The sequence below is a fragment of the Tatumella sp. UCD-D_suzukii genome, assembly GCF_000611875.2.
In the GTDB taxonomy this organism is placed as follows: Bacteria; Pseudomonadota; Gammaproteobacteria; order Enterobacterales; family Enterobacteriaceae; genus Tatumella; species Tatumella ptyseos.
Genome location: NZ_JFJX01000012.1, coordinates 325680 through 339081, shown reverse-complemented (window position 1 = coordinate 339081; position 13402 = coordinate 325680). Strand labels below are relative to the sequence as shown.

Genomic DNA, 13402 nt, shown 5'->3' with positions numbered 1-13402 from the left:
TGTCAGGCTAAGGCGTGAAAGAGTCTGTCCGGTCATGGTTTATCGTCCGTGTTGGGTAATGATGTAGGTGGTACAGCTGTGCAGGAGTGACGGTGACACAGGCGTGAGGGGGAGCATGAATTCGTTCGAGTGACCCGGAGAAACGGCGGGGGCATCCGGCAAATGGGTGTAAATGGCGTGCAGATTTTCCGCGTAGTGGCTGGGGGTGATGATGACCTTCGGTCCGCCCGGAATGAACCTGGCATCGTATCCGTATTCACGCGGTTGCTCACCTTTAGCCAGAAACATGATAACGCGGCCCTCGTTGGCTTTCCAGTCGCCTTTTTCGCCAATCGTGGTGGAAAGGTGCTGCATGATATTCTCGTACTCACGCTTTGACTGCACCCAGCGCAGGACGGCAAGAATAGCGCGCTTCCGGCTGGCAAAGGTGGTGCCGCCCTCGCAGGCTTCCCCCCGATGGCTGGCCGGACTGGCAACTTCATCCCAGAAACTGGTCTCAATCAGGGCGGCGATGGCGGCACCTTTGCTTTCCGGCGGGGCGTATTTCAGGTAGTCATCATCGGCAAGGATTCTTTCCATCAGCCTTACACGAGCCTCTTTGTTGCTCCAACTCCTTTCCAGTACATCGCTGATTCCCTCTGCCACATCAATGGCCCTGTTCAGGCTGTAGATACCGGTGAGTAACGGGATGGCGCAGAAATAGCCGTAATTTTTTTCAGTCATGATATTCATCAGGCGGGTATAGTCAGCATTGCGCAGCATATAGGTGAGGCACGGCATAAACCCGGTCATGATAGCCTGACCGTCCACTTCCAGCGTTACTGAACCCTTTGCGCCGAGCCCAGAGCAAACCCCTCCCTTGATACGGATACGGACTTTCCCGTCTTTCCAGCTGAGTTCCACGCAACCACTGACACCCCAGCCTGCCTGTCCGGTCACACCAACGGCCACTTTCGCCAGTGAGCTAAATTTGTCACTTCCCTTACCTGCCTTGTCAGGATTGAGCCAGACCATTCTCCCTGCGAGATTGGCCCCGGCTTCCGCTCCGGCAAACAGGCTCAGTTCTGCACCGGGCTTTACTTCTTCGACTGCTTTTGAAATATCAACATTACGCCATTGTCCGGGCGTGCCGGTGGGTGTTGCTCTGACGGGGAGTCCCTTTACCATATCCCCGGAGAAGCTGATGCCGGCTTCGATACCCAGACTCGCCCCGATACTGCCGGACAGAGCCAGTTCGAAATCAAAGCGCAGAATGCCGAGCAGCCCCATGCCGCCACCGGGGATGCGTGCCGGATCCAGCGGGTAGCAGATACGGGTTCCGGCATGGTCAGGCCAGTAAACTTTTGCGGTACTTTTCGCTTCGGCCAGCACAAGGCTGGCGTAGGCGCTCAGTTTTCCGCTGGCCGTGGCGGTGGGTTTTACCTTACCGGTGCGGATGTCGTATTCAAACGGGTTCAGGGAGCCTTTGAGGCCGGCGCCGTAAGTCCAGCGCATCAGCTGGGCCTGTCCGTCAAAAACGATGTTGCCGCTTTCCGATTCAGCATGTTCTTTCAGGCTGTCATTCAGTTCTCTGGCCCAATCAGTGAGTACATCCACATGGTCATCAAGCAGCTTCCGTTCCCGGATGGTCATGGAGGGTTTTACTTTTGCCAGCTGTGACTTCAGCTTCTCCGTATCGATTTCCTGCCACGTACGGGTGACGCCATCTTCACCGGTATGACTGACGGTTTTCATAAAACTCTTTGTCGCCGGCTGTTTTTCGCCGTCGTTCAGTCGATAGCGCCGCCAGTGACTGCGGATTTTATCGGAGCGAACATAGGTGTAACGCCCGCCGCGGTATCCTTCGCCGCGTATTTCGATCATCTCCATGATACCGATGGCGCTTTTCTTTGCGTTATCGTCCAGCAGTGTGGCCTGCGGAAGCTGGCTGGCAGGGGTGAGATCCTGAAGCTCGGTTCTCAGCGCCACGATGGCCCCGTCGAGCTGCTGATATTCCTGTTTCAGCCGTGACTCGAGGCGGTTGCGCTCAGCGACCTGATGCCAGTTGAGGCTTATCATCTGCTGCGTGATTTCGTCAATGCGCAACCGGGCGTCGATACGGGTAGCCAGCAGCTTTTCCAGCCGGCCATGCTCCCGCTCAATGGCATCGTTATCACAGGCATCAACGGCTATCAGGGTTTCGCTGTCCGGATGAAAATAGAGTGCAGGTCCAAAGGTGCAGTAAGCCGTGACTCCGGTGGACTGTAATTTCAGTCGGGTGGATGTTGTGTTATTGCCGACTGGAGTGCTCTTATTGTTCATTTATCATCCTTACATTCGGGAAATAACCATGTGAAATGCGAAGGATTATAAGATGATGTGGCTGTATAATTTCTTGATAAAAGCCGCATTTTATCTTTAGCAGGTAAATTAAATCCTGGCTTGGATTAATCACACACTGTTAATTAAAAGTATTTAATATCAGTTAGTACCGATGAACGGACGTCAGTCACCAACCCGGTCGGTAAAGCCCGGGAGTATGACAACCTCTATATGGTTTCTACCGGGGTGATGCCGACCGTCGCCACCGCCAATTCGACACTCACCGCTTGTGCTCTGGGGTTACGTACCGCTGACGCTATTCCTGGCAAAATTTTTGCCGGGGGGCTGGCGATTGATACCCCTATCGGTAAAATTATCAGTACCAATATTACCCCTTCTGACCCTGCCGGTATCGGCCAGTATTCACTGACTGACTTTGAACGGGCTGTTCGCCAGGGGATACGTCGCGACGGAGCCAGCCTCTATCCGGCGATGTCCTATACCTCGTATGCAGCGATCACCGACAGTGACATGAAAGCACTGTATGCCTATTTTATGCAGGGTGTTGCGCCGGTCGACCTCAGTCCACAGAAAACCGCCCTGCCTTTTCCGTTTAATATCCGGTTATCCATGGCGGTATGGGACAGTCTGTATGCCGGGGCAACGCCCTTCGTGACGGATGCTGGTCATTCTGCAGAATGGAACCGTGGAGCCTGCCTGGCAGAGGGGCTGGCACACTGCCCCGCCTGCCATACGCCAGGGAACTATTTATTTAAAAATGACGGGGATGCCGGTGTCCGCACCACACCGGAGCGGGTGAAAACACTGCGTGACGGTGGTGCGGTTTCCCCCTTGCTGGCAATAGCGAAAGGCGGGATCATCGCGCTGATTGTAGTGGTTATTCTGCTGGTTATCGGCGGCGGGATAGTGAAATCACGTCGACGGCAGCGGTAAACGCTAATCTGTGAGGGTTGCAGACCACACGCGGAGACATCGCCTCCGAGCGTGGTCCGGGTCAGAGCCCCTGATAACCGCCCGACAGCGATTGTTGCCGGCCGTGCTATCGGCCCGTACACCGCCGATAGCACGGCCTTTATACTGATAAAGTCACTGATGTCCGGTTAATTAACTTTTCCCGGCGCCGTCGGATATTTAAATTGCTTTTGATGATGTGACAACAGAAGTAAAGCAACAGCCGTTATAAGAGAAATGATAATGATCACCCACCAGGTCGTAATGTATCCGAAGGATTGAATACAAGCCCCCATCAGAATACAGGCAGGCATTAACCCTAAACTCCTCAACGTCGTCATTATGCTGTTTATACGCCCGCGATGGCTCACCGGTGATTGATTGGCTAAATACACCCCTTCTTTTGTCAAAAGCAGCACTTCTCCTGCGGAGAGGAAAAACCATGCCACAAACTGCATCGCGATCGGGCTAAATAACATGACGAATAAGTAGCCTGCTGCAAATAAAAAACCAGCTAACGCAAGGCTTTTTATCTCGCATGTTTGACCGGTGACCCTTATTAATATCGGAGTGATGATAACCACCAGCAGACTTGCAAAGGTCATCAGCTGACCAAATAACAAGGGACCGTTCTCACCATAACGATGAGCCAGGAAAAGCGGGGTGACTATCGTCATCTGGTTTACGCTAAACCAGAGGAAAGTGCATAGAACCCCGAAAACCAGCAGCCATGGCCTCTCTTTGAAGACCCGCCATACCGTGCCTTGCTTCGCTTCCTCAGCATCACCAGGTTCTGCGGGAGGTGTCAGACGACGCTCATAGTGATGACGCACACCCAATATAACGATCAAAATGCCGATTAAACCGGCTAAACCGTTACCAATAAAAATCCAGGCGGTATGATCCCTGAACAGATACCCCGCCAGCACAGGCCCGACACCCGATCCTAAATTATAAGAAAGATAGCTGAAAGATATCACCGCATTTCTGTTTTCCGGGGTCGATAAATCAGCCACCAGGGCATTACTCGCAGGAAGCGCAATTCCGAAGAAAAAATAACTGATAAAAAGTAAGACAGGCAGCATTAAATGCCAGTCATGGAAAAAGCCACTCAGTATAAGCACTCCCGAACCGGCGAGTTCGCCAAAGACCATTATTTTTTTATGGCCAAGGCTGTCAGAAAGTTTCCCCCCTGAAAAGTTGCCCAATAAATAGAATAACGTCACTCCCATGGCTAATCCCCCGGCGGAGGTCGCTGAATAGCCCAGCTTCAGGGTAAGCAACAGGAAGAGAAAAGGGATTATAAAATTACCCAGGCCCAGTACGAATCTTGCTACCGCGATGTAATAAATATCGGTCGGTAACCCCCGATATATAGAGAATGAATTTACAAATTTTTTAAGCAATGAGAACTCTCTCTGGATCCGGCAAAATACAGAACGTAAAATGCCTTATCTGAGCAGTGTAATCTATATTCCGTGTATTTTTTATCGTTATCTCTCTGATGAATTTATCGTTAGATCAATGCCGGAGAAACTTTCTCCCCTCCGGCCAGGATGAGGTCGCCCGCAGGCAGTCTGCCTTCAACGCCCCAGTTGAGAAATCACGTCCCGCGAGGCATTGTCCCGCTGTTCCGCAGTCAGTTCACGTAACTGGCCCTGGTGCATTTCAAGGACTCTGTCGGCAACGTCGAAATAATCATCATCGTGACTGATGATCATCAGGGTCTTACCCTGCGCCCGGAACCAGGGCAATAATTCGCGATAAAAATAGCGTCTGAACTGCGGATCCTGCTCGGCGGCCCATTCATCCAGAAACAGAATATCGCGGCGGGCAGCCAGGGCCAGCAACAGCGCCACCCGTTTCTGCTGCCCCTGCGACAGGTCCAGCGTGGACAGTTGATTATTCTCAATACTGACCTTTCCCTGCAGGCCAAGTTTCTCCAGCCACAGTTCAGCCAGCGCTTCATCCCCGCTTTCCGGCGTCACAAACACGGTTTTAAACAGATAAGGCCGGGTAAATACCACCGAGAACAACGACTTCAGCTCTGCGGTATTCAGTGGCTGATCATCCAGCCAGACGCCGGCCCCGGCGCTGGCATACAAGCCGGTCAGCATCTGACTGAGGGTCGATTTGCCGGAACCGTTAGCTCCGATGATAAATACGATTTCACCACGATTAAGCCGGGCAGAGACCGGTCCGACACTGAAACCGGATTGCGGGTAATGCCAGCTCAGGTTTTCCCAGCGCAGGGTCTGCCAATCGGCAGGCAGCGACACGTCCGTTTCCGGCAGTGCTTCCTGATCCGGGGCCAGCATCCCGGTTATTTTTTTAAATGCCAGTTCACCACTCAGTAATGTCGGCCAGGCCCCGATAGCCTGCAGCAACGGGGAGCGCAGGAACAACACCGTCAGGGAAAACGAGGTTGCCACCGTGCCGGAAATCCAGCTCATGGCCTGTGAAGCCAGGAAAATCAGGCCTGTCAGCCCCAGCATCATAATATTGGACCAGTTAATGGCCGAGAGGTGAAAACTGTCGGCGCGGATAATATGCTGCCGGTAGCCGAGCGCCGCTTGCTGGTAGTCATTCTCATAGAAATGCCGGGCACGGGCCGGATCAAGCGCCAGCTCTTTATTACCGTGGATGATAACCTGGAAGACATCCTGCAAATCAGTTTCATAATGACGGACTTCCCGCAGGTGCAGGTAAACCCGTGCCACCATCCGGTAACCTGAGTAAAAGGTCAGCCCCATCCAGACGACGACAATGGCCAGTACCGGCAGAGAAAGATAGCCGAGATACCCGATAGCCACGATCCCCAGGACGATCCCCTGAATCAGCTCCGGCAGACGAACGAACGCCAGTGTAATATTACGGATATCCGGCCCCAGCATCGATAGCAGTTCCCCGTTGCCCTGTTGCTCCAGCTGGTCCGGCGACATGCCCAGCAGTTGCAGGATCATCCGGCTGCGCTTCTTCCAGATAAAGTGGTGTCCCAGCGCGGTCAGTGTCCACTGAGCCGCCAGCGTCACCAGCAATAAGGTGATCAGCAAGCACGCCAGTTTCGCAAGCCCGATTTGCAGTGAACTTTCCTGCGCCAGCGTCTGGTTGATATAAGAAATCGTAAAAATGCCCAGACAGGCACTGAGCAGGTTTAGCAGGATAATTCCGGCTATCGCCGGCAGGTGGTGCTTCAGAACTGATTTAAGTAACAACATAGTTTTCTGCAGAAAATTCCCGCCAGCACAGGCGGACGGGAAGAGAAAGGACAATCAATGCAGTGATCAGAAATCCACACTCACTGACAACTTCACGGTACGAGGATCACCCTGGGTCAGATAGCCACTGTCCTGACCTATGGTTTCCCAGTACTTCGCATTCGTTACGTTTTCTACCCCGGCACGCCAGGTCAGGCGTGTTTGCTGCCACGGCATCGCATACTGGACGCCGAGATCCAGCCGCGTCCAGGCCGGCATACGCAGGCTATTATTGCTGTCCGCATACTGATGACCGGAGTGCATCAGTGTGCCGTTAACCGTCACGCCCTGCATGCCCGGCACGTCATATTCCGTGTACAGCCGCCACTGGTTACGGGGAACACCTACCGCATCCTTACCGTTTGCCGACCCGTACATGTTATTCATGACCGGCTTCAGCCAGGTGGTCCCGGCATTCACCCGCCAGCCCAGTACCGGTTCACCAAAGACATTCAGTTCTACCCCCTGGTTACGCTGCTCACCGGACAGACGGTAAATATTATCACTGCCCAATACGCCAGCCATCTTACGCATATCGAACAGCGCCAGGTTGCCACCGAACCGGTCACGCTGGACTTTCAGTCCGATCTCATTCTGCCGGGTACGCCCGATACCGGTGATCTTCCCGGCATTGGAGGCATTGAAAGGTGCTGCATTCGCGGCCTGAAGGCCCTCGATATGGTTGGCATACACCGATAGCCAGTCACGGGCTTTCCAGACTGCGCCATAGACCGGGGACCAGCGATGTGCATCAAATGCCCCGTTCGTGTCTTCTGCACCGCTGTATTCATAATTGCGGATACGTAATTTCTGATACCTGGCTCCGGCAGTAAAAAGTAACCGGTCATCCAGCACGCCGACGGTATCGGAGAACGAAATGCCGTTATTTGCCGTCCGGCTGCGGACCGAAGGCGCGGACATATTGCCGCCGGTATAGAGAATTCCGGTCGGTTCCACGGCGGTCGGCTGGTAAATATTCGGTCCGGTAAATGCCCCGGACATCTGATAAGCACTGCCTGCCCGGTTATAGATCCCGGAATAGCCGAGATTGACCTGGTGGCTGATGTCGCCGGTCCGGAATTTACCGCGCACACCGGCCATTCCGCTCACAGTGTCTGCGGTGTAATGGGTATTCAGCAGGTTCATGTCTGAATCACCGGCCATGTTGTAGACCACCGGAGAAGCACTGGCTGACCATTCATTGGTGTGGCTGCCGCCAATGGCACTGTAAAGCACCCAGTCCGGCGTCAGGTGATAGTCATTCTTCAGCATGGCATAACGGGTGGTCAGGTCGGCATAATTCCAGCTCTGGCCATAGTTGGTTCGCGGGTCTGGTACCTCAGGCAACGCTGTCATTCCCTCGTCCAGTTTGATCCCGGCACGGCCGTTATGGATAGTGGATTTCACATACCCCAGGTCCAGGGAGCTGTCGAACTTTTCGCCGCGGTAATCCAGGCCCAGAAACGCCGCTGTGGTCCGGTCTTTTTCATGACGGATTTCAGTTTCGCCTTCCCGGTGGACCACGTTCGCCCTTACGCCGAACTGGTTATTGTCGCCGAACCGCTGGCCGATATCTGCACTGATCCCGGGTTGACTGCGTGAGTTATAGTCCACATTCAGACGACGGACAGGAGAAGCCGTGGCGTGCTTCGATTCAATGTTAACGTTCCCCCCGACGCCGGTCCCGGCGGCCGGGACACCGTTCAGGAAGGCGCTGGACCCTTTGATCAGCTCTACCCTGTCCACATCCTCCAGCGGCAGGATCTGGCGGGGCAAAATGCCATATAAACCATTCAGGCCAATATCATCACCGTACAGATCAAAACCACGGATACGAAAACCTTGAGAAAAGTTTCCGTAGCCGCGCACACTCTGAACAGAAGCGTCATTTTTCACCACATCCTGCAGCGTACGGGCCTGCTGAGCGTCCAGCAAAGTTGAGGTATAGCTGATCACGCTGAAAGGCACATCCAGCGATTTCTGCTCTCCCAATACCCCCAGCCTCGCACCGTTGGCGATGCCGCCGTCGAGAAACGCCGGTACCGGGTCCTGACCGTTATTGGTATCAGCGCCCGGCGGGCTGGCGGTCACTGTCAGTGTCTCAGGCCGGACTTGCGTGTCAGTCTCCGCGGCCAGCACCGGGACACTGACCGGTAACAGAGCGATCAGTACAGCCTGACGGAGGACGTCCGGGCGGAATAAAAGGCGAGTTTTGTACATAGTTTCAACCTGCGAGCAGAGTAGTTTCTAAAATATTTCGCCGCACGGAGGCTTTCCTCCACGACAAAGTTCCTGAAAGGTGCTGTAAGCGCAGGATAGTAATGCAACTCTTTATCATTTGCATTATTATTCCTGGATATTTACCGCCAGTGATGGAATAACGTCATGCCTTTACCCCACACCTCTGCGAGCGCAACACTGACTGAAGTTCCGGCCAGTATTGTCTGTCACCCGCACCAGTTTGAGGCCCTGCTCCCCGGCGGCTGGACGGCCTGTTCCCCGGCCCGCAAAGTCGCCTGGCTGTCACTGTGGTCACAATGGTTTTTTGCAGATGCACTGATCAGCTGGGCCGATCAGTTATGCAGTGAACAGCGTGCCTGTCCGCTGTGGGAATTTAACGGTCAGCTGACGCTGAATGCCGCGGGCTGCCCGGAACGCTGGCATCAGCGGGGTGAACCACTGCGCGGGCTGACGCCTGCTCAGCAACATCAGCAGACAGAGCAGTTAATCTGTCAGTTTATTACCCCGGTGTGTCAGACCCTCTCGTCCCTGGCGGGCAATAATCTTACGGTGTTCTGGAGCAATGCCGCGGTGCGGTTATGGCAGGGTATGCAGCAGGCCGACAGCAAAGCAGCCGATGTCCGGATATTCCGCGACCTTTTTTCTGCCAGCCATTTCACCGACGGCAGTATTAATCGTCTGAAAGCCCCCTTGCGCACACTGAAAACGCCTGACGGTGAAGACAAAACCGAACGCCGCCATTGTTGTCTGATCTTCCGGCTGGACGATCATCAGAAATGTGCCTCCTGCCCGCTGGAAAAATGCGGTAAACATTAATCCCGGAGAGATCCCGTGAAAAGTACCCCCCCGGCACCGCCGGAAGCGACCTTTCGCCTTCATCAGGCACAGGTATCCATGGGTCACCGGCAGTTACTTAACCCCCTGACCCTCGAATTTACGCCTCAGCGAGTGACCGGGTTAATCGGTCATAATGGCTCAGGTAAATCGACCCTGATAAAACTGCTCAGCCGGCAGAACCCTGAGTTTGACGGGGAGATTAGCTGGCGGGGTAAACCCCTTCACCAGTGGGGGGCCCGCGAATTTGCCCGTCAGGTGGCCTACCTTCCTCAGCACCTGCCCGTGGCAGAAGGAATGACCGTTACTGAACTGGTGGCACTGGGGCGCTATGCATGGCACGGAGCACTCGGCAGGGTGACCGATGAAGACAAAGACATCATCGCCAATGCCATCGAAAGCGTGTCGCTGACCCGGCAGGCCCGCCATCCGGTCGAACAGTTATCCGGCGGTGAACGGCAACGGGCCTGGATTGCCATGTGTGTGGTTCAGGGCAGCCATTGCCTGCTGCTGGATGAACCCACGTCTGCACTGGATATTGCCCATCAGAAAGAGGTGCTGTCAGTCATCCGTGATCTCTCACGGCAGCGTCAGTTAACCGTGATCATGGTGCTGCACGATATCAATATGGCGGCGCGGTTTTGTGATGAATTTATTGCGCTGCGCCAGGGCGAAAAAATATTCCAGGGCGGTGTCAGCGAACTGATGACAGAACAGCAACTGGAGCAAATCTATGGCGTTGCCATGGGTATCATTCGCCAGCCGGAGAACGGGGATCTCATCAGTTATGTCAGATAATTACCTGCCAGACGGCGACACGCCGATGCTGACCCGTCGTCAGATGCTTTGCCGCTCGGCACTGATAGTGGCCGCAGCCTCCCTGCCCGCCGGCGCTATCGCAGCAGCCCCTCCGGCGTCAGTGCCTCGGGTGGCGGCCCTGGAATGGTCGGCTGTCGAAACCCTGTATGCGCTCGGGATCACCCCTGTCGCTGTCAGCGATATCCGCGGTTACCATGACTGGGTCGCGGCACCGGTTCTGCCGCCACAGGTGACTGAACTGGGGTTACGCACCGAGCCAAACCTGGAACTGCTGGCCAGCCTCTCCCCGGATTTGCTGATCCTGCCGGATCACTCCGCGTTGCCTGTCTCCCGTCTGCAGCAGATTGCTCCGGTATGGGAATACTCCTTCCGTGAGCCGGGTGAAACCCTGCTCAACACTGCCCGCGATAATATCCTGCAACTGGCCCTGCGCCTTCACCGCGAGGCTCAGGCACAACAGTTTCTCACCGGTTTCCGGCAGCAGATGGCCGGATACCGGCGTCAGTTAGCACCGATGGCGGGTAAAAAGATCCTGATGTTCACACTGCTCTCTCCGCGTCAGGTTCTGGTGCTGACGCATGACAGCCTGTTCGGGGAAGTGCTTGCCGCCACCGGACTGGAGTGTGCCTGGCAAGGGGCCACCAGCCTGTGGGGCAGCGTGATTGTCGGGACCGAACAGTTACTGACCTGTCAGGCGGATATTGCTTTACAGTTTTCACACCATGATACGTCTGTCACCACCGCGCTTGCCGGTTCGCCTCTCTGGCAGCAGATGCCGTTTAATCAGCAGCATCGGCGTTATTTGCTGGACCCGGTGTGGCTGTATGGGGGGCTCTGTTCTGCCCTGCGATTTGCCGGGGCACTGGCCCGCAGTGCCGGAGAGTGGCATGCGTAAACCTGTCGGGATCCTCCTTATTTTACTGCTTTGCCTGAGCGCCGCGGGCTTATTGCTCACCAATACCCTGCATTACGTTCATCCGCCCGGAATTGCACAGCTCACTCCCCCGGCCGCGGCCAATCTTCTTCTGCAACAACACCTGCTGTTTCAGTACAGCTTTCTGCCGCGTATCGCCGTTGCTCTGCTGGCCGGAGGCGCGCTGGGCCTTGCCGGCTGGCTATGCCAGTTACTGCTGAAAAATCCGCTGGCGGAGCCGGCCACGCTGGGAATAGCCTCCGGTGCTCAACTGGGGCTGACCCTGGCAACATTGCTGGGTGGCGGCGTGCTGGCCGGTCAGGGATTTTCGCTGGCCGGGGCCATGGTATGTATGCTGATTATTTTCGCACTCAGCCGTCAGCGTCAGTTATCCACCCTGACCCTGCTACTGACCGGATTACTGATCGGCCTGTTCTGCTCTGCTCTGCAAAACGGGCTGACCTTATTCCGTCATGAACAATTGCAGGACCTGTTTATCTGGAGCAGCGGTGATCTGGCGCAGAACGACTGGTCGGTGGCGCGCCGTCTGGCACCGGTACTGATCCTGACCACGCTGCTGACACTGCTGTTTTCCCGTGCGCTGAACCTGCTGCGTCTGTCCGATGCCATCGTCGACAGTCTGGGAGGCCGCAGTCAGAAGATACGTCTGGTCGGGTTAGCGCTGGTGACAGTGTTATGCGGCTGGACGGTCAGTCAGGCCGGAATTATCGGTTTTATTGGCCTGTTTGCCCCGCAGATTTGTCGCCTTTATCCGCATCAACGGTTTATCAGTCATATGCTGCGGGTAATGCTGTTCGGCGCGCTGATTTTGCTTATCTGCGACCAACTGTCGATACTGGCAGGATCGGCGGGATACCCGTTGACTGCCGGCAATATCACGGCTATCTGCGGGATCCCGTTGATGCTATGGATCATCGCCCGGGCGCGTTTTGTGACTGCGCCGGACCTGCGGACACCGGTCAGCCGGACGCTGTCGATGAACGGTAAAAAGTGTGCGCTACTGGTACTGCTGATGATCATTGTGGCTCTGATCTGCTTCGCCATTCAAAGAAATGCCAGCGGGATCAGCTTCAGCGTCCATGACCCGCTGGCTTTCCGCTGGCCCCGGGCCATGGTCGCCGGCAGTTGTGGCGGTTTGTTAGCCATTGCCGGCGTTATCCTGCAGCGCCTGACCGCTAACCCGCTGGCCAGTCCGGAAGTGCTGGGGGTTAACAGTGGTGCGGCCTGCGGAGTGGTACTGATGCTGCTGTTCTTCCCGGTATCGGGCGGAATAGCCATGTTCCCGGCGGCGCTGGCCGGCGCACTGCTGAGCCTGGGGATAATTATCTGCTTTGCTTTTGGCAGACGCACATCTTCCCCGCGGATCCTGCTGGCCGGTACCGCACTGAGTGCACTGTCGGCAGCCGTCATCAGCATTCTGCTGGCGAGCGGTGCGCCAAATACCAGCCAGATCATCAGCTGGCTGTCAGGTTCCTCCCTGGGGGCAACCCCGCAGATGGCCCTGATCGGATTAGCACTCTTTCTGGTCGCTCTGCCGGTAGCATTGCTCTTTTCACGGTGGCTGACCCTCCTGCCGCTGGGACGTGAGGTCGCTTCCTCGCTGGGAATTGCCCTGCGGCCGGTCACCGCGGTATTGCTGATCTTTTGTGCGGTACTCAGTGCCTGCGCCACGCTGTTGCTTGGCCCGATGAGTTTTATCGGCTTACTGGCGCCCCGGGTGGTAAGCCAGGCAGGTCTCCGTTCGATGACCGTGGCGCTGCCGGTCGCGGCGGTGACCGGCGCGGTACTGATGATGGTGGCCGATACCCTGGGCCGGCTGGTGATTTTTCCTTTCCAGATCCCGGCCGGGATCATGGCGGTGTTACTCGGCACTCCGCTGTTTATCGGGTTGTTATGCGGCAAAAAACGCAACGGCTGAAGCCCGACCGGTTCTGAAGGATGCCGGGCAGTGACGACGTTGCCGGGACACAGGAAAGCTGACGTGAATACACCGGGAGAGGTCTGCCCGGTAATGACAGGAACCGAACCCTGACCGGAAGAGACT

General features: G+C 55.6%; 9 protein-coding genes. 5 read left to right on the top strand and 4 right to left on the bottom strand.

The window, feature by feature from the left end; genetic code table 11:
* Window positions 1-39 precede the first annotated feature (39 nt).
* Complete coding sequence (locus CG67_RS05665) at window positions 40-2301, bottom strand: hypothetical protein (RefSeq protein WP_025902011.1); 2262 nt, start codon at window positions 2299-2301, stop codon at window positions 40-42.
* 156 nt (window positions 2302-2457) lie between these two features.
* On the opposite strand from CG67_RS05665, the gene CG67_RS18780 reads away from it, so the two are divergent.
* Entirely contained in the window at window positions 2458-3255 is a 798-nt protein-coding gene (locus tag CG67_RS18780) for a GMC oxidoreductase (RefSeq protein WP_371190674.1), read from the top strand.
* A gap of 167 nt (window positions 3256-3422) precedes the next feature.
* Here CG67_RS18780 and CG67_RS05655 read toward each other — a convergent pair whose 3' ends face one another.
* The 3 genes from CG67_RS05655 to CG67_RS05645 form a co-directional block, all read right to left on the bottom strand.
* Window positions 3423-4679, bottom strand: coding sequence for an MFS transporter (locus CG67_RS05655; RefSeq protein ID WP_025902009.1), 1257 nt, complete (start codon window positions 4677-4679; stop codon window positions 3423-3425).
* A 177-nt stretch (window positions 4680-4856) separates the two neighbouring features.
* Window positions 4857-6491 carry a multidrug ABC transporter permease/ATP-binding protein gene (locus CG67_RS05650; protein ID WP_025902008.1) on the bottom strand — a complete coding sequence of 545 codons (1635 nt, stop codon included), beginning with the start codon at window positions 6489-6491 and terminating at the stop codon, window positions 4857-4859.
* Between the two features lie 66 nt (window positions 6492-6557).
* The gene (locus CG67_RS05645) at window positions 6558-8750 is read right to left on the bottom strand and encodes a TonB-dependent siderophore receptor (protein ID WP_025902007.1); all 2193 of its coding nucleotides are present in this window, start codon (window positions 8748-8750) and stop codon (window positions 6558-6560) included.
* Window positions 8751-8915: 165 nt separating this feature from the next.
* Here CG67_RS05645 and fhuF point away from each other — a divergent pair, with 165 nt between their 5' ends.
* The 4 genes from fhuF to fhuB all read left to right on the top strand — a co-directional run bounded on the left by fhuF (window position 8916) and on the right by fhuB (window position 13276).
* A complete protein-coding gene (gene fhuF / locus CG67_RS05640) occupies window positions 8916-9587 on the top strand; it encodes a siderophore-iron reductase FhuF (RefSeq protein WP_025902006.1) in 672 nt (223 codons plus the stop codon).
* Between the two features lie 78 nt (window positions 9588-9665).
* A complete protein-coding gene (locus CG67_RS05635; protein ID WP_084764919.1) occupies window positions 9666-10403 on the top strand; it encodes an ATP-binding cassette domain-containing protein in 738 nt (245 codons plus the stop codon).
* On the top strand, window positions 10393-11319 hold the full coding sequence (fhuD, locus tag CG67_RS05630) for a Fe(3+)-hydroxamate ABC transporter substrate-binding protein FhuD (protein ID WP_025902004.1): 927 nt from the start codon (window positions 10393-10395) through the stop codon (window positions 11317-11319). Before CG67_RS05635 ends, fhuD begins: the two co-directional genes overlap by 11 nt.
* Entirely contained in the window at window positions 11312-13276 is a 1965-nt protein-coding gene (gene fhuB / locus CG67_RS05625) for a Fe(3+)-hydroxamate ABC transporter permease FhuB (RefSeq protein WP_025902003.1), read from the top strand. Before fhuD ends, fhuB begins: the two co-directional genes overlap by 8 nt.
* Window positions 13277-13402 lie beyond the last annotated feature (126 nt).